The 17,753-nt window shown below is 40.7% G+C and carries 12 protein-coding genes and 2 pseudogenes; 4 read left to right on the top strand and 10 right to left on the bottom strand.

The genetic code is table 11. The annotated features are described in order from the left end of the window. The first annotated feature begins 280 nt into the window (after positions 1 to 280). Entirely contained in the window at positions 281 to 1,189 is a 909-nt protein-coding gene (locus AAEU30_RS13445; RefSeq protein WP_421960922.1) for a GntR family transcriptional regulator, read from the top strand. A 100-nt stretch (positions 1,190 to 1,289) separates the two neighbouring features. After that, a pseudogene (locus AAEU30_RS13440) lies at positions 1,290 to 1,400 on the top strand (IS3 family transposase); the annotation flags it as partial. Positions 1,401 to 1,511: 111 nt separating this feature from the next. On the opposite strand, the gene AAEU30_RS13435 reads toward AAEU30_RS13440, so the two are convergent. Together AAEU30_RS13435 and AAEU30_RS13430 are read right to left on the bottom strand one after the other, a co-directional pair. Further along, complete coding sequence (locus AAEU30_RS13435) at positions 1,512 to 1,574, bottom strand: helix-turn-helix domain-containing protein (protein ID WP_421960956.1); 63 nt, start codon at positions 1,572 to 1,574, stop codon at positions 1,512 to 1,514. Positions 1,575 to 1,672: 98 nt separating this feature from the next. Continuing rightward, positions 1,673 to 1,738: pseudogene (locus AAEU30_RS13430) on the bottom strand (hypothetical protein); the annotation flags it as partial. A gap of 388 nt (positions 1,739 to 2,126) precedes the next feature. On the opposite strand from AAEU30_RS13430, the gene AAEU30_RS13425 reads away from it, so the two are divergent. Then, the gene (locus AAEU30_RS13425) at positions 2,127 to 2,660 is read left to right on the top strand and encodes an Arm DNA-binding domain-containing protein (protein ID WP_421960921.1); all 534 of its coding nucleotides are present in this window, start codon (positions 2,127 to 2,129) and stop codon (positions 2,658 to 2,660) included. 86 nt (positions 2,661 to 2,746) lie between these two features. Here the strand turns inward: AAEU30_RS13425 and AAEU30_RS13420 are convergent, their stop codons facing one another. The 8 genes from AAEU30_RS13420 to AAEU30_RS13385 all read right to left on the bottom strand — a co-directional run bounded on the left by AAEU30_RS13420 (position 2,747) and on the right by AAEU30_RS13385 (position 16,052). After that, positions 2,747 to 4,621: a hypothetical protein gene (locus AAEU30_RS13420; RefSeq protein WP_421960920.1), complete on the bottom strand. Its 1,875-nt coding sequence runs from the start codon at positions 4,619 to 4,621 to the stop codon at positions 2,747 to 2,749. Positions 4,622 to 4,630: 9 nt separating this feature from the next. After that, a complete protein-coding gene (locus AAEU30_RS13415) occupies positions 4,631 to 5,722 on the bottom strand; it encodes a hypothetical protein (protein ID WP_421960919.1) in 1,092 nt (363 codons plus the stop codon). A gap of 62 nt (positions 5,723 to 5,784) precedes the next feature. Further along, positions 5,785 to 8,919, bottom strand: coding sequence for a hypothetical protein (locus tag AAEU30_RS13410; RefSeq protein ID WP_421960918.1), 3,135 nt, complete (start codon positions 8,917 to 8,919; stop codon positions 5,785 to 5,787). Between the two features lie 386 nt (positions 8,920 to 9,305). Beyond that, positions 9,306 to 10,496, bottom strand: coding sequence for a 2-methylaconitate cis-trans isomerase PrpF (prpF, locus tag AAEU30_RS13405; protein WP_421960917.1), 1,191 nt, complete (start codon positions 10,494 to 10,496; stop codon positions 9,306 to 9,308). A 9-nt stretch (positions 10,497 to 10,505) separates the two neighbouring features. Continuing rightward, positions 10,506 to 13,112: a Fe/S-dependent 2-methylisocitrate dehydratase AcnD gene (gene acnD / locus AAEU30_RS13400; RefSeq protein WP_421960916.1), complete on the bottom strand. Its 2,607-nt coding sequence runs from the start codon at positions 13,110 to 13,112 to the stop codon at positions 10,506 to 10,508. 132 nt (positions 13,113 to 13,244) lie between these two features. Continuing rightward, a complete protein-coding gene (gene prpC, locus AAEU30_RS13395; protein ID WP_421960915.1) occupies positions 13,245 to 14,369 on the bottom strand; it encodes a bifunctional 2-methylcitrate synthase/citrate synthase in 1,125 nt (374 codons plus the stop codon). Between the two features lie 29 nt (positions 14,370 to 14,398). Beyond that, a complete protein-coding gene (gene prpB, locus AAEU30_RS13390) occupies positions 14,399 to 15,271 on the bottom strand; it encodes a methylisocitrate lyase (protein ID WP_256825780.1) in 873 nt (290 codons plus the stop codon). 79 nt (positions 15,272 to 15,350) lie between these two features. Beyond that, entirely contained in the window at positions 15,351 to 16,052 is a 702-nt protein-coding gene (locus AAEU30_RS13385; RefSeq protein WP_421960914.1) for a GntR family transcriptional regulator, read from the bottom strand. A 256-nt stretch (positions 16,053 to 16,308) separates the two neighbouring features. Here AAEU30_RS13385 and rsmF point away from each other — a divergent pair, with 256 nt between their 5' ends. Then, positions 16,309 to 17,751, top strand: a complete 1,443-nt coding sequence (gene rsmF, locus AAEU30_RS13380; protein ID WP_421960913.1) for a 16S rRNA (cytosine(1407)-C(5))-methyltransferase RsmF — start codon at positions 16,309 to 16,311, stop codon at positions 17,749 to 17,751. Positions 17,752 to 17,753 lie beyond the last annotated feature (2 nt).

Raw genomic sequence — 17,753 nt, 5'->3', positions numbered from 1 at the left:
ATGACAGTAAAAGTGCCGTTAACCTTAAACTGCTCTAAAAATGGATGACACGTTATCGCCAATGGGTATTAAAGAAGCTCAACTAAAAACCAGTAACTTAAACAACCACTTCGATAGAAATGCCGCGCCCCTTCTAATACCTCAAAAGCAATTGTTTTATAAATAACTCCAGTTTAAACTAAAAGTGGTGTTAAAGTACGTGCTAATTAACTATAAAATTCTGCTTAAATAATGATATTTCTCAATAGTATGGATGACGTTTACAACAAGCGAGATAAAAATGGAATCGAATAAAACATATCTGTTCAAACAATCTATCAACCTGATGTTGGACCATATCCAAGAACTACCTGAAGATCAGAATATTATGGCCAATGATATGGAATTAACGAGGCAACTAAAAATAAGTCGTACGACTGTTAGAGCCTGTGTTGAGCATCTAATAGAAAATGGCTTAGTTAAGCGACAAGGATCTCACAAAGTTGTATTGCGCCAACCTCAAGACAGTGACTTTTTTGATATTGAAGATAAAGCATCAACGAAGGATAAGCAGATAGAAAAATATTTCATGAGCCTAATACATCATGGAAAATTACTACCCGGAGATCGATTTTCTGAACTAAGCCTAGCGAAGAACTCCGGCTGTACCACCATTAGTGTTAGGGAATTTCTGATTAAATTTTCTAATAATGGTCTCATTGAGAAAATACCGCGTGGCCGCTGGAAAATGGTTAAATTTGACGAGGACTTTGCCCGAGAACTCATTTCATTTAGAGAAATGGTGGAGATGCGTGCTATCACCGAGCTATTAAAGCAGCCTAAAGACCATCCTGTCTGGCAAGAATTAAGAGAGCTTTTAGTTAAACATCAGGAAGTTAGCTTAGATATGAAAAATCGGTATTTAGAATTTCCAGATCTTGATAGAGAGCTACACTTTATTATTCTTAAAAGTGCAAAGAACCGCTTTACAAAGCAATTTTTTGATATTGTGTCCTTTGTCTGTCACTACCATTATCAATGGGATAAGACTGGAGAGCTTGAGCGCTTTACTATCGCCATCCATGAGCATATTGATTTATTGAATAATTTAGTCACCCATAATAATGCCGGGGCCATCTTAAGTTTAGAGAAACATTTACAAACGGCTGAAATTACTTTGTTACGTTGTGTTCATGGCCTAGAAAGTTAATAAACAGCGTGTATAAGCATTACAGCTGTATTAGTCCGCTTGTTTACAACTGTGCTGAGTACTCATTAGGCTACTCACGGTGTTAAATGTTTACTGACTAGTTAACGAGCACATAAAATATTATAACCATGAAAGACTGCATACAACACTTGGTAACTTAACGCCAATTCATTATGAGAAATTACAAAATGAAGTGTCCGGTTGGACTTAACCAGAATACTTTAGAATGTCGTGGTATTGAGGCAATGAACAAGCCGGGTATTTATCAAGATATTCTATCTGGTGCATAAACTGATATAGCAACGAAATTATTTTGATCTCATTACTTTTCATACGTAATTATTTCTTCTATTTTACAATCGAAGTAAGCACATAATGCATCCAAAGTACGCGTAGTTGTTGAGTAATTATTTCTTCTATTTTACAATCGAAGTAAGCACATAATGCATCCAAAGTACGCGTAGTTGTTGAGTAATTATTGTTATTAGCCATTTTTGACATAGCGGCTTTATTTACTCCTGCGGCATTTGCAACTTCATCTAACGTAATTTTACGTCATTCTTTCAATGACTTAGCTTCGATTAATTCCTTTAAGTTATAAACAATCATTTTAATACAACCAATTATTTAAAAATTTCTTTACAGGATACTTTATGTATAATTCAATCACTTTAGTTTCTTGTAAAGATGCTTTTATGATTAAAAATGAATTTACTTTGCTTTCTGCTAAAGAACTTTCAAGCCTTATTAAGTTCAGCCCAGATTACATTAACCGTAAGTTGAAAGACAATATTTTTTGAGGGTGAGCATTACATTAGACCTTTTGGATCAAGAAAAATACTTTACCTTTTAGAAAGTGTAATGGAAGAAATGTACAACACCACGTCTAAAGCTGAACGCGAATTTGTCATTCCTCTCGCAAGTGGAGGTGTATGTTATGGCTAGTGTAAGAAGCCGAAACGATAAGTTGTTTTTTGATTTTTATTATCAAAATATACGATGTCGTGAGCAGACCTTACTCAAGGATACAGAAGCTAATCGTATCAAACTTGAGAAAGTTCTAGAAAATATTGAAATTCAAATTATGCTCGAGCGTTTTGTTTACCGAGATATGTTTCCGAATAGCAACCGCTACAAGGCTTTTAAACTGTTTGATGACCAGATAAAAGCTAATGCAACGAATAGAGCTGATGTTACTTTACAGAGCATACCTAATTTCGATACGGTCAATTATAAGTGGCTAGAAGAAAGTAAAATTCATTGGAAAATTAGTCATATTAAAAATGTGTCTATGATCTTTGAGCGTTATTTAATTCCTGAATTTGGCAAGTTTAATCTCAGGGCAAGATCACGAATAGAGAGTGCTTTATTACCTGAGGTCACACGACAAGCGTCTGACGGTGTGTTGTTTAATGAAGCCGATAATCAGAAGCGAAAAAGCAATTATTGTTGGAGTAAAATATGCCTTTAAAATAAGCTTAGGGTATGAACAGTGGTTATAAGGTTTAACTACTAAAATTTATGGCCACCTCCCTCAGTGAGGCAGCCAAAATAGGTTTAAAACAACGATTCAAATGTGCCATCAGGAAATAATATCCCCGGAACACCTCTAACTGCGGTAACATCAGCAATTTGGGTATCACCGAAATATAAACCGCCGCTGTAATTTCGACCCTTTTGTTTAATATCAAGCCACCTACCATGTTGTCCCTTGATGACTGCATTGATATTTTCACCCACTTGACGCAGTGTGAGTTCAAGAGCTCGTTGCTCCAGAGTTAAAAATAAATCTGCGTTACTTATATTATCTAACTCATCAAGCTCGCCAACATAAGCTAGCTTAAAACCAGGGGCCCCTTGCAAAGGCATATCTAGTTGTAATGAGAAATCGATATTGGCATTCACTTCATTAATAAATGGCGTAGTTTCAATAGCCTGAAAAGTTATTCCCGTAGTCTGCAAATCAGAATTTATTTCACCATCAAAATCAAAGCCTGACACTACAGTTAACAATTCTTCAAATGGACTTACAAACCTATCAATAGATGCCGTAATTTTACCTACCAGCTGACTATTGCTTTTTTCAAGCAAAATATCAGTAGTAATCGTGCCAATGCCTGTGACTTCATCTTGCTCAAGCTCAAAAGGATCATCTGTGCCATCAAAACTAATAACAAGTTCACTTACATCAACAGTCAGAACTGTTGAATCATTACTAATTTTTGCATTCAACTGACCAATAATTTGATTGCCCAGCACGCTGCTGATTTGCCATTTTGGTACATTCATATCAATAGCAATTTGCTGATTATTATATTGTCCGGTGATCTGCCATGTATAAGGGGAATCTGTATAAACAATATTTAGATCACCCAAACTATAAGTACCAGAACCTGCATCTGAAATAGGTGAAAAATTTGAGAGTACATCATAAATTACATTACTCAGTGCAAGAACTGTTTGCTGAGAGTCAGAGTCGAGTAATATTTCAGCTTCATTTAACTTCGCTTCAAGTTCATCGCTATACTTTTGTTCTTGTAGTCGAATAACACCGATTACATCACGAACATCTTCAAGCAACGCTGTTGATTCAAGAGCTTGATCACTGGTATCAAAAGGTTGTGTTTGGCTAAGCTGGCCAATTGAAAACACACGTTGTTTAACATCCCCGATGACGGCTTGGATCAATTGATTACCTTTGATATTTAGTAGGTTTTCTGTGGCGTATTGCTGCGCATAGAGCGCATAATCTGCGATACCTGATAATTCAGGCGTGATGGAAGTTTGCGGGTCAATATCTGTGCCAAGGTTCGCTTCCACCTCTTTTGCAGCTTGCAGAATCACGCCATAAGTTAGTGCATTAGTCAAAATTTCAGCTTCAAGGTTATCATTCAGCTGACTATGCGTTAAATGATAGAAAGGTGTTGCACTTAAGCTTGCAAGGCTCATATCTAAGCTTTCATCGACAGCAAGTGAGCTCAAAGGTGAAAGGTATACTTTATTTTCCCCAGGCGCGGTAAAGAATATAGCTTTATAACTTAAAGAAAACGGCATTACTTCTTCAAAATCTAAAACACGATTGCCATTAAGATCATTTTCGTTATCTCTAAGGGTACGGCCGCAACCATCAAAGCTCGGACACGTTAAACTGGTTGATTCAGAGATAAACTCAACGCGATGATAATTTAAACTATCAATCTGCAATGTCACTGAATTAATGTCTTCAACAATGAGCGTTTCAACTTCAGAAGAGTCTTCGCTACTAATAATTAGCGTTCCAGCTGAACTTTGCCAAGGTGCAATATAAAAGCTAACCGTCGATGATGTTTCAACAGTAAGCGAAGTTGAATCGGTGTTAGATGAGTCATCAGAAGAACTACCACATCCTGTTAGCGCCAAAATGAAGCAGCTTGATAATATTTTTTTCAACATAGGTGATCCTTAAAACGCTAACTTCATATACCAATTCAAATTGGCATAATAGGCTTTATCAATATTTAGATTATCTGTTTGTACATTTAACCCAAAATAATCATTTTCTATACCAACTAAAAATGATTCACTATTAGTTTCATAACCACCAATTAAAGCCCAATGATCCCAAAAGTGAAAACGCCCTTTTACTTGTGAGAAAGTATCTTTATCGTAACGCTTTATCATTATTTCGCTAGAGAACTGTGAATTAATACGATAATCCACATAGGCTTTTAACCGGACAGGCATTTCATAAGTGTGCGTTTTTTCGTGGCCCAGTTCAGATGTGGCTAGGCGTATAGTCGGTTCTGTAGCAATGCCACCGTCTGAAGTCTCTGTAAATGGTACCTCAGTGGTATAACCATTAACAAAGCCGCTGTCTTTATATTCTGTTTCGTAAAATAAATCCTGTGCCAAGAAACCTAGAGTTAAATCTTGATTTATCTTCCAATCAGCGGCTAAATCAAAGCTGTAACCTATGCCTGATGGATTTTCATCGGGAGTAAAACGCTTAAATAACACATCTTTTGAAAAATAATAATCAACCTCTAACGCCCCTTGGATTTCATCACTGTATACTGTGCCCTCTACATTTGCATCTTGAAAATGAGTACTGGCGAACACAGTAAGTTTAGGCGTGATTGTAAGCGCATCTGACTCTAAAAATTTAAAATCATAAGAGATAAATAAACCATTGGTAGTCGATTGTTTACCATCTAAATAATAAACATAATCGCGCTCTTCAAATGGCAGGTCATTTTTTTCGGTATGCAAGTATTTAGCCGTGTCAGGATCAAAACTTAATACATAATCAAAACGGCTTTGATAACCAATTTTAAAATTACCGTAACCAACACCAAGTTCAAATACATTATAAGTGAATGCGCTATCACCGGAGGTTAGCGGTGCATCAAAATCATCAATAAATGCTTTAACGGGTTGTGCTTCGGTATAAACTTCAGAATCAAACGTTGAGAAAATTTGAAAATCGCTATCTGCGTAGCTAAATGGGGAAATTAGTAGTGTGGAAAATCCTAACGTAAGAATTTTTTTTTTCATACTTTTATCACTTGTTATTATTGTAGTTAAGAGGGAGAGTATTTCTCCCTCTTATCGTTACATTACTTAGATTCGTCTAAGAATGTAATATCGGTATAATCAATCACTGTACCATCAATGTACTCTACTGAAATACCATTTGTGATTTCAGTTACAGTACCAAACTGCATCATCATGTCGTTATATGTCGCTTCTACAGAGCCTTTAAACTCTTCATCACTATCAGAAGCTGACATTGAAATACTGTAGTTAATTTCATTATGGAGTTTAACGTCAACACCATAAGTATCATCTTCTTCTGAATCATCTAGCCAAAGCATAGCTGTGAAATCAAGCTCACTCGCCACACCTGAAGCAGTAATATTTACCATTTCAGTCATATCATTACCACTGATATTAACAGTACCAATGAAACCGACATCGCCATCAGTGAAGCTTAACTGATTCCCCGATTCCATGTTAACTAAAGAGCTGTCAAAAATATCATCAAATGAAACATCACCACTAAAATCAAACACAGCGCATGTATCACCTGGCTCTGCATTACCAGCTAAACACGCTGATGCAACTATTGATAAGTCATCGTTTGAATTACCTAAGGATGCCATTACTGTGTGAGTAACTTCATCGTTGTCATCAAGCACATCAACTGCAAGGTAACCTTTATAGGCTAACGCTAAACGCGCAGGTGCCTCGGTTTTACTTGAGTCATAGATATACTCACCTTTTAATTCAACAAATTGCTCACCATCTTCGTGGCTAAGTGTTAAAAACAGACGTTGGTCACCTTGGTTTGTCTTATTAAAGCTATATGTCCATTGTGGGTAACGAGTTGATACAACATCAGTGGCTTCATCACCTAAGTCATAAGCCTCATCTAAAACGTCATACACCATTTCACCTACATCAAATGCCGCTTTACCACCTGTTTTAGTCACAAGTGAAACGTCGCTTATAGTTGCTGTATCCGCTTTAACTTGAGTAAGGAACTCAAACTTAGCAACGGCCATGGTTGCATCATTAAGTAATGTTTGTGCTGTTGATAAAGCAGTTGCCGCTTGGCTTACAAGTTCTGTTGACGAAGTCATCGCACTCGTTGCTGATGCAGCAAGTTCTGTTGCTAAATTTTTATCAGCCTCTTCTTCTGCCAGCGCTTCTAAGGCAACTGCTGCTGATGAGCCTGCTGTAGCAGCAAGCTCAAGCTGCTGAGCATCAGCTGCTAGCTGTTGTGCCGCTATAATCGCAGTGTTAGCAACTTCAATTGCAGATGCGGCTATCTCAGAATTAGCGAGCATAGCAGCATCCACGGCTATCATCGCGGTTTCTAATGCTGCAGCAGAAGTCTCAACTGTACTTTGCGCTGTAGCGATGCTCGTTGATGCGGCTGTCGCATTTGCAATAGCTACATCGAGCTCTAGGCCCAAAGCGGTAACCGCATCGCTGGCACGAGTTACTTGCGCCTCAACACCTGCAATTATCGCGTTTACTTCTGCAAGACCCGATGTTAAATCAGTTTCAAGGGTTTGTGCGGTAGCAAGTAGCTGATCATAGTTATCATCTTTATCCGCAAGGATTTGCGCAGTGGCTACCAAACCATTTGCTTTCGTTAAGGCTGTTTGAATTGCAAGTTGCCACTCATTGTATTGTGGTAGGTTAGTAGACAAAGCAAAGACAGCATCATTAAAGGCTAAAACTTGCTCTGATGTTTCAAGGCCAGCATCACCTAATTCGACAACTGTCTCTAATGCTGTTTCTGCACCTTCTACTTGCGGAGCAACTAACTCAATAAAACCTTGGGTAGCCATAATTTGTGCTGTTACTTCGCCAGCAACTTGAGCATCAAAGTCTTCTCCTACATCACAGTTGTCTGTACAGCCAATTTCTTCAAGCGCATCTTTAACTTCTTTCGCAGTCTCAATTAAATCTTCGCCAACACCGGCTTCAGTTGCTTTCGCTTTTACATTTTCAACGGCAGCGGTTGCATTGCTTTTTAATTTTGCAATCGCTTCAGGGTCAGTGATCCCCATATTCTCTGCAACTTTGGCAAACGCTTCATCAATACCTTCACCTGTAATTACGGCAGCAAAAATTAAGCTTGTATTCTCAACGGCTTTTTGTAGCTCAGCCGCAATATGTTTTATCGCGTCATTATCATTATTTGCTACTTTACCTTCTTGCACCGCGGTTGAAAGGTTAGCAATAACATCGCTCAACGAGCCATTTTCCTCGGTCCCTGCAAGTGACTGCAATGATACGGCAGTTTGAACAAGTGCTAATGTTCCAGCATCTAACGCATCGCCTTCGCTAATATCGGTAAAATCGACTGCACCGCCCAGTGAAATATCTGCAAGTAAAGCAGATGCCTTTATTGCCGTATCTGGGCCGAGTACTTGCACTAAAGTTTTAAGGCTCGCTGTTGCAATTGTGTCATCTGATACAGCCGTTCCTTCTTTTGCTGAATCAAGTAGCATTTTCGCAGCAATACTTGTGTATAAAGTCACGTTTGCAAAATATGAGTTGACTGATGCATCCCCTTCGGCAAAATTTGCGTTTCGTACATTACTAGCCGCTGTTTCCGGTGCTTTAATATATTTAACAACTTGCAGTGTTAAATCATCTTTATACCACTCGCCAAAATCAATGCTTGCATCGCCATTATTTACCATTCCTGCTTCTTCAGATGCTGCTGGCGTTTCTGCGTAATCACCACAACCAACAAAAGAGTCACACTTAACGTAGCTCTCATCGCCTTCTTTTGCAGCGGTTACTGTAATAGTAAGAGGTCCGGTAAAATCATCTTCGATAAAGATACTATACGCACCATTTACCGCGGTCATCACCGACTCAGGGTTAGATTCTAAAACTTTAGCTTGTGCGCTTGCATCGGCATCAGCTTGAGATGTCGTTGATTCAGCAGTAAAGCTTTCATCTGCGGCTTGTAAACGAAAAGCGACGGGGATTTCTTCGCCAGCATCGTTAAGCGTTGTTACGCTCAGTTGTGCTTTACTTAAAGCACCTTTTACCGCTTTACCAGATACTTGCGTATTAAAGTTAGTAGATACTTCGGCGTTATATACTGTGACAGGATCCGGTTTAACATATTTATTGTTGTCATTATCCGAACCACAACCTGTTAGGCCGAGTGTCAGTGCAACCGAGGCTGCGATTGGAGTAAATTTTATTATTTTAGTCGCCATGTAAATCTCCTTGAGCGCTTGTTATTAAATAGTACTATTTAAGATAAGACTACATCAATATGATTGAACTATTAAGTTAAAATTTTGTATCAGGCTGTACATACTTATGTAATGAGCCATTAATTCTTATGAGTTTTCTAATTTAGCATTGATTTATGACAATTTGCGGTAATTACTAATTTAAAATTCAATCTCTTTTAAGCTCTTCAACACCATTGCAGGGATAAATAAAAGTAAATAAAAACAAGGAGATGTATTCAAACTCTAGCTAGTATAATTTGTCGATCTAATTTAATAGATTCTTTTTACTGTAGATTGGGGGGATTCCCCCCCTTTGTTGGACTATTTACATTCTTTCACATATGTAAAATCACTTTGCAGTTATTTTAGTGATTTGCTCCATTGAGATCGTAAGGTACACGCACAACCCCTTCCATCAATACCCTTGCGCTGCGGCTCATACTGGCTTTTGTTACTTGCCAATTACCATTGACTAACTTAGCCTGCGCGCCGACTTTTAAGGTGCCTGATGGATGACCAAAATTTATTTCGCTTAACTCACCGCCACCCGCAGCTAAATTCACTAAAGTGCCTTGTATTGCAGCAGCGGTGCCTATTGCAACCGCCGCTGTGCCCATCATGGCGTGATGCAGCTTACCCATCGACATTGCGCGTACTACTAAATCAATACTGGAATCAGTTATCTCTTTTGCGCTTGATGCTGTGTAAGAAGTAGGCTTATTAACAAATGCCACCTTAGGTGTGTGTTGGCGACCTACGGCTTCATTTATATTGCTGATTAACCCCATCTTAACGGCGCCATGGGCACGGATAGACTCAAGCTTAGCTAGGGCTTGCTCGTCGTTATTTATATCGTCCTGTAGCTCTGTACCGGTATAGCCAATATCTTGTGCGTTCACAAACACAGTAGGAATACCTGCGTTGATCATCGTCGCTTTGAGTGAACCAAACTCTGGCACTTCAAGCTCATCAACGACATTTCCTGTTGGGAATAATGCACCATCACCGTCTGCTGGGTTCATAAACTCAAGCTTTACTTCAGCTGCTGGAAATGTCACACCATCGAGTTCAAAATCTCCGGTTTCTTGTACTTCGCCTTGTGTAATTGGCACATGCACTAAGATAGTTTTTTTAATATTAGCTTGCCACACTCGTACTATAGCTATCCCGTTTTCTGGAATACGTGCGCTATCAACTAGTCCGTTACTTATTGCAAAAGCACCGACAGCTGAGGTGAGATTGCCGCAATTACCACTGAAATCTACAAAAGGCTTATCAATCGCCACTTGGCCAAATAAGTAATCAACATCGTGTTCGGGCTGCTCACTTTTACTTAAGATAACCGTTTTACTGGTACTTGATGTCGCCCCGCCCATGCCATCTGTTTGTTTGCCATAAGGATCAGGGCTGCCAATAACACGAAGTAGTAACTCATCACGGGCAGAGCCCGCTACTTGGGCGGCCTCTGGTAAATCCGTTAAATTAAAAAAAACGCCTTTGCTAGTACCACCGCGCATATAGGTTGCGGGCACTTTAATTTGTGGTTTAAATGTCATGATTGCTCCTTACGCGCTTTGGCTAGCTTCTAAAAAGTCTTGTGCAAAGCGTTGTAATACGCCCCCAGCAGCATAAATAGACAGCTCTTCTTGTGTATCAATTCGACACTTAGTTGCAACGGTAACTACATCGCCATTTGCACGAGTAATCGTTAGGTTAACATCGCCCCCGGGTGATAACTCACCTTCAACATCATAGCTTTCGCTACCATCCAGTTTGAGCGTTTTACGTGTAGTGCCAGATTTAAATTCAAGGGGCAACACCCCCATACCAATTAAGTTAGTACGGTGAATACGTTCAAACCCTTCAGCTGCAATAACTTCAACGCCAGCTAAGCGTACACCTTTTGCGGCCCAATCTCGTGACGAACCTTGGCCGTAATCAGCCCCCGCTACAATAATCAGTGGTTGTTTACGCTCCATATAAGTCTCTATTGCTTCCCACATGCGGGTAACTTGGCCTTCAGGTTCAATTCGTGCGTAAGAGCCTTGTTTAACTTCGCCGTTTTCAATGACCATTTCGTTGAGTAATTTAGGGTTTGCAAACGTCGCGCGCTGCGCCGTTAAGTGATCGCCACGGTGTGTTGCATAAGAGTTAAAGTCTTCTTCTGGCACCTTCATTTTTGTAAGGTACTCACCTGCCGCACTGCTGGCTAAAATCGCGTTAGAAGGTGATAAATGATCAGTGGTAATATTATCGCCAAGCACAGCCAACGCACGCATCCCTTTCATGGTGCGCTCACCGGCAAGTGCACCTTGCCAATACGGTGGACGGCGTATATAGGTACTTTGCTCACGCCAATCATAAAGTGGGTCGTTATCTTCACCATAATCAACGGTTAAATTAAACATTGGCTCATATACTTTTCTAAACTGCTCAGGTTTAACGCTTTGTGCTATTACTGCATCAATTTCTTCATCTGATGGCCAAATATCTTTAAGGGTAATGTCGTTACCTTGTTGATCTTGCCCGAGGACATCTTTTTCAATATCGAACCGAATAGTGCCTGCAATGGCATAAGCCACAACAAGCGGCGGAGATGCCAAGAAGGCTTGTTTTGCATAAGGGTGAATACGACCATCAAAGTTACGATTACCTGATAACACCGCGGTCGCGTATAAATCACGGTCGATCACTTCTTGTTGAATAACGGGGTCAAGCGCGCCACTCATCCCATTACAGGTAGTGCATGCAAAACCTACAATACCAAAGCCGAGCTGTTCTAATTCAGGCAATAATTTGGCATCTTCAAGGTAAGATTGCACAGCTTTTGAGCCCGGTGCGAGGGATGTTTTAACCCAAGGTTTACGGCTTAACCCTTTTGCGTTTGCATTACGTGCAATAAGGCCCGCAGCAATCACATTACGCGGATTACTGGTATTGGTACAACTTGTAATAGCGGCGATAATACATGCACCATCGGGCATCAAGCCTTGTTCATTCTCAACAACACCTGAGATCCCCGTTGTCGCTAAATCTTTAGTGGCAACACGACGATGAGGATTAGAAGGGCCTGCAATATTACGGCCAACACTGGATAAATCAAATTTAAGCACACGCTCATACTGAGCTGTTTTTAAGCTGTCGCTCCACAGACCTGTGGTTTTTGCATAGTTTTCAACAAGGGCTATTTGCTCTTCATCACGCCCTGTCAGACGCAAATAGTCTATGGTCATCTGGTCGATGTAAAACATGGCAGCTGTTGCACCAAATTCTGGCGTCATATTTGAGATAGTTGCACGATCACCTAATGTAAGCGCGTCTGCGCCTTCACCGTAAAACTCTAAATACGTTGATACTACGCGTTGCTCACGTAAAAACTCGGTGATCGCCAATACAATATCTGTTGCGGTAATACCAGGCTGGCGTTTACCTGTAAGTTCAACACCGACGATATCAGGCAAGCGCATGTATGATGCACGCCCGAGCATAACGCTTTCGGCCTCAAGGCCACCCACACCAACGGCAATCACGCCTAATGCATCAACATGAGGCGTGTGGCTATCAGTACCCACTAAGGTGTCTGGGAAAGCAATACCATCACGGTTTTGGATCACTGGCGACATTTTTTCAAGATTGATTTGATGCATGATGCCATTACCCGGCGGGATCACATCAATATTTTTAAAAGCAGTTTTGGTCCAATTAATAAAATGGAAACGGTCATCGTTACGTCTATCTTCAATGGCGCGGTTTTTCTCAAATGCGTCAGGATCAAAACCTGCATGCTCCACAGCTAATGAATGGTCGACAATTAACTGAGTAGGCACCACAGGGTTTACTTTAGCCGGATCGCCCCCTCTCTCAGCAATTGCATCCCGTAGACCTGCTAAATCAACAAGGGCTGTTTGTCCTAAAATATCGTGGCAAACAACGCGTGCTGGGTACCACGGAAAATCTAAATCTTGCTTACGTTCAATCAATTGTGACAAGGCAGCATTGAGCATATCAGGCTCACAGCGGCGAACTAAGTTCTCTGCTAATACACGCGAAGTATAAGGCAGTGTTGCATAAGCGCCCGGTTTAATGGCATCAACGGCGGCTTGCGTGTCAAAGTAATCGACATTGCTGTTCGGCAGCGGTTTTCGAAATTGGGTATTATTAATAATAGTCATGATGAGACTCGCTAATTGGGTGACGGTGTTTGCACACAGGTAGCGTGTTTAAGGAGAGTTTGAAAAACTATCAGCTAATAGCTATGTGCAATAGAAAAAGTGAGCACTGTGTTGCTGTGCTCACTGAGTCTTTTAACGTGATTCGATTGGTGTATAGCTACGTGCTTCTGGGCCAGTATAGTCAGCACTTGGGCGAATGATACGGTTATTCGCACGCTGCTCTTTAACGTGTGCTGTCCAGCCTGTTACACGGCTCATAACAAAAATAGGCGTAAACAGTTTGGTCGGAATACCCATAAAGTGATAAGCCGATGCATGGAAAAAATCAGCATTACAGAATAGTTTTTTCTCACGCCACATAACGTCTTCACAACGTACTGATACCGGGTAAAGCACATCGTCACCTACTTCTGCCGCTAATTTTTCAGACCATTTTTTAATGATCACATTACGCGGATCCGACTCACGGTAAATCGCATGACCAAAGCCCATAATTTTGTCTTTACGCTCAAGCATACCCATAATTTCTTGCTCAGCATGTTCTGCACTCGTAAACCCTTGGATCATGTCCATTGCAGCTTCATTAGCACCACCGTGTAATGGACCACGTAAAGTACCAATTGCGCCCGTTACACATGAATGAATATCAGACAAGGTTGACGCACATACACGCCCTGTAAAGGTTGATGCATTAAATTCATGCTCGGCATATAAAATAAGCGATACATTCATGACTTGAGCAAAAAGCTCAGATGGCGCTTCATCATGCAGCATTGTCAAAAAATGCGCGCCGACAGAGTCATCATCCGTTTGTGTTTCAATACGCACACCATCATGAGTAAAGCGGTACCAATAACAAATAACACTTGGGAATATTGCAACCATACGGTCAATTGCATCATCTGCGCCACTAAAGTCGTTTTCCATTTCAAGGTTGCCCAGCATTGAACAGCCTGTTCGCATTACATCCATTGGGTGAGCATCTTTTGGAATATTCTCAAGCACTGTTTTAAGTGCATCTGGCAAACTACGTAGGCTTTTAAGTTTAGCTTTATATTCTGCAAGTTCTGAGGTAGTTGGCAACTCGCCACGTGAAAGTAAAAATGATACTTCTTCAAATTGTGCTTTGTCTGCAAGCTCGCTAATATCGTAACCACAATATGTTAAACCTGAGCCTGTTTGCCCTACTGTACATAATGCTGTTTGACCTGCTACTTGCCCGCGAAGTCCTGCGCCACCTAATACTTTATCGACCATGAGTATTCTCCTACTATTTTTTATTGTTATTATTTATTTGCTGAAAAAAGGTTATCAAGGGTGTTTTCATACGTGTGATAATCTAAAAAGTCATAGAGTTCAGCACGTGTTTGCATGTTCTCGATTTGGCTTTGTTGTGAGCCTTCATTCAAAATAGCTGAATACACGTTTAACGCTGCTTTATTCATCGCTCTAAACGCACTTAACGGGTAAAGTACCATTTGCACGCCAACATCACTTAACTGCTCTTTAGTATAAATTGGTGTTTGGCCAAATTCGGTGATGTTTGCCAAAATTGGCACATTTAACGCTTTAGTGAATGCTTGATAATCAGCAAGGTCATGCACGGCTTCAGCAAAAATGGCATCAGCGCCCGCTTCAACACAGGCCGCAGCACGGTCAATCGCCGCGTTTAAGCCTTCTTTTTGAAACGCATCAGTACGCGCCATAATGTAAAAGTCGCTGTCAGTTTTAGCATCAACTGCGGCTTTTATACGGTCAACCATTTCACTTTGGCTTACGATTTCTTTGTTTGGACGATGACCACAACGCTTTTGCGCAACTTGGTCTTCAATATGAAAACCTGCCGCGCCAGCTTTAGTCATTTCTTTTACTGTGCGCGCAATGTTAAATGCCCCGCCCCAGCCTGTGTCTGCGTCAACCAATAAAGGTAAGTCACTGGCACCGGTGATACGGCGGATATCTTCAAGTACGTTATCAAGGCTGGTCATACCTAAATCAGGCATGCCGAAAGAGGCATTCGCGACACCGGCGCCAGATAAATAAATTGCTTGGTGACCCATTTTTTCAGCCATCATGGCTGTATAAGCGTTGATAGTCCCCACCACTTGCAATGGCTGGTTGTTTGCTATCGCCTGTTTAAACTTTGATCCTGCTGACATTGCTGTCTCCTTTGAACGGTCACTGCTCGAGGCAGCGTTTATTTTTAAATACTTACTATGACAGTGTGACTGTCTTAAATTACTGTGCAGCCTTCTTTTGTGCTGCTAACAAGTCGAACTTTGTTTGGATGTTTGCTTGCGAGGCACTTATGTGGCGCTTCATCAATAACTCTGCTAATTCACCATCATGGTTTTCAATCGCGTTAATAATGGCTAAGTGCTCATCAAACGCTTTAGATACCCGCGGCCCTACCATGCCCATTTGCACACGGTACATGCGAATTAACTGATATAAACCGTTGCTTAATAAATGAATAAGGTGCTCATTTTTACTGGCTTTGATAATTCGATAATGAAAGTCTAAATCACCCGCTTCTTGGTAATAAGACTCGCCTTCTTTTACTCGTTGTGTTTGCAAATGCTGGTTGAGTAATTGTTTTAAGCTTTGCACTTCATCAGCTGCCATATTGTCGGCAGCCAAGCGGCATGCTAAACCTTCAAGAGCACTGCGAACTTGATACACTTCGATTAATCGCTCCGCGGTAAGTGCAACTACTCTACACCCTACATTCGCCTTTCGTTCAATTAGATAGCAACTTTCAAGGCGGTTCAGCGCTTCCCGAAGCGTTGCGCGGCTTACACCATAACGCTTTGCCAGCTCAGGCTCTGAAATTTTACTGCCTTGCTCAATACTACCCTCAACAATCTCACGGCGCATATCGACAAACACCTGATCCGATGCGGTAGTAATAAGCGTTTTGCTAAAAGCGTCTTGTGTCATTATTTACTTCTTTAAGATTGTCGACAATTTATGGTTACACTATGGTCTTTATGTGAAATTGTGTCAACCTTAAATCGACAAAAATGGAGCTTAAAACGAATTATTGTCGACATAAACTAAGTAAATACTAGTTAACATCTCTAATAACTAGTTAGTCCCCCTTTAAGTGTCGACAGGTCATATCATCAAATTTATGTTTATGAGTACACATTGAAAATGATAGAATACGCTTTTATTCTTCTTCGTGAGCACAGCCTTGAACGCCAACACGTATATTCCTCAACACTTTATAAATGATGTAGCCAGCTACTTACCTGCGCACCTAACATTAGATGACTTTATTAATGCGTGTCGCCAGCCACTTCGTAAGTCCGTACGTGTAAATACATTAAAAATGTCAGTTGAAGAGTTTAAACTTGCGGCAAAACAAAAAGACTGGCAGTTAACACAAATTCCTTGGTGTGAAGATGGTTTTTGGCTAGAGCGTCCTGCAGATGAAGAAAATGCCCTGGCCCTCGGTAATACCGACTTACATTTAAGTGGCGCAATGTATGTTCAAGAAGCAAGCTCAATGCTACCACCCATGGCACTTAAAGAGTCACTCCTTGATGCTACGCATGTGCTCGATATGGCGTCAGCACCTGGCTCAAAAACATCACAATTAGCAGCATTGATGAACAATCAAGGTGTGCTCGTTGCCAATGAGTTATCGTCATCTCGTTTAAAGGTGCTTAGTGCTACGTTAAAGCGAATGGGTGTCGGTAATTGTGCACTCTCGCATTTTGATGGCGTCGTATTTGGTGATTACATGTTCGAGTGCTTTGACAGCATATTGCTCGATGCGCCTTGCTCGGGTGAAGGCACAGTACGTAAAGACGCTGACGCCCTAAAAAACTGGTCGATTGAGTCGAATATAGATATTGCTAAAGTACAAAAAAGCTTAATTAAAAGCGCCTTTTATGCGTTAAAACCCGGTGGCACCTTAGTGTATTCAACCTGTACTTTAACACCGCTTGAAAACCAACAAGTGTGTGATTATTTGCTTGAGCAATTCCCTGACTGTATTGAAGCTCAAAGCTTAGCCAACTTATTTCCAAATGCAGAGCAAGCAACCACTGACGAAGGTTATTTACACGTTTGGCCGCAAACATTCGATAGTGAAGGCTTTTTTATCGCCAAGTTTAAAAAAGTTGCAAGTGCTGATAATCCTAATCAAAAGATCAAAAAAGGGGCCTTCCCTTTTCAACCATTTGATAAAAAAGCCAGCCAGATTTTTAGCGCGACTATAAAAAAACAGTTTGGTTTAAGCTCACTATCAGGGACCTTGATGCAGCGTGATAAAGAGCTTTGGTTATTCCCCGATGGGTTTAACGCAATTGAAAATAAAATTAAATATGCGCGGTTGGGGATTCAGCTAGGTATGATCCATAAGAACGGTGTACGGCTAACGCACGAATTTGCCACTGTATTCGGTGGGCATTGTGTAAAAAATACCTATGCCTTATCTGATCAGCAAGCAAACGATTACTTTCAAGGCAAAGATATCCGCTTAGCTGAGGTAACAAATGCAACCGATGAGGTGGTATTAACTTTATGTGGTTGCCCTATTGGCTTAGGTAAATGGCAAAAAAACAAAATTAAGAACTCACTACCACGAGATTTGGTACAAAATAGTCAACTAATCACGTGGCAAGCATAAAC

This window comes from Pseudoalteromonas mucoides (genome assembly GCF_049257175.1).
Classification (GTDB): Bacteria; Pseudomonadota; Gammaproteobacteria; order Enterobacterales; family Alteromonadaceae; genus Pseudoalteromonas.
The sequence above is the reverse complement of the archived record's forward strand: the minus strand, read 5'-3'. Positions and strand labels throughout refer to the sequence as shown.

Excerpts from the sequence above, each read along its gene's own strand:
- AAEU30_RS13420 (WP_421960920.1), bottom strand. The coding sequence starts at position 4,621 with ATGTTGAAAAAAATATTATCAAGCTGCTTCATTTTGGCGCTAACAGGA.
- AAEU30_RS13425 (WP_421960921.1), top strand. The coding sequence starts at position 2,127 with ATGGCTAGTGTAAGAAGCCGAAACGATAAGTTGTTTTTTGATTTTTAT.
- AAEU30_RS13445 (WP_421960922.1), top strand. The coding sequence starts at position 281 with ATGGAATCGAATAAAACATATCTGTTCAAACAATCTATCAACCTGATG.
- prpF (WP_421960917.1), bottom strand. The coding sequence starts at position 10,496 with ATGACATTTAAACCACAAATTAAAGTGCCCGCAACCTATATGCGCGGT.
- AAEU30_RS13385 (WP_421960914.1), bottom strand. The coding sequence starts at position 16,052 with ATGACACAAGACGCTTTTAGCAAAACGCTTATTACTACCGCATCGGAT.
- prpB (WP_256825780.1), bottom strand. The coding sequence starts at position 15,271 with ATGTCAGCAGGATCAAAGTTTAAACAGGCGATAGCAAACAACCAGCCA.
- AAEU30_RS13415 (WP_421960919.1), bottom strand. The coding sequence starts at position 5,722 with ATGAAAAAAAAAATTCTTACGTTAGGATTTTCCACACTACTAATTTCC.
- AAEU30_RS13410 (WP_421960918.1), bottom strand. The coding sequence starts at position 8,919 with ATGGCGACTAAAATAATAAAATTTACTCCAATCGCAGCCTCGGTTGCA.
- prpC (WP_421960915.1), bottom strand. The coding sequence starts at position 14,369 with ATGGTCGATAAAGTATTAGGTGGCGCAGGACTTCGCGGGCAAGTAGCA.
- acnD (WP_421960916.1), bottom strand. The coding sequence starts at position 13,112 with ATGACTATTATTAATAATACCCAATTTCGAAAACCGCTGCCGAACAGC.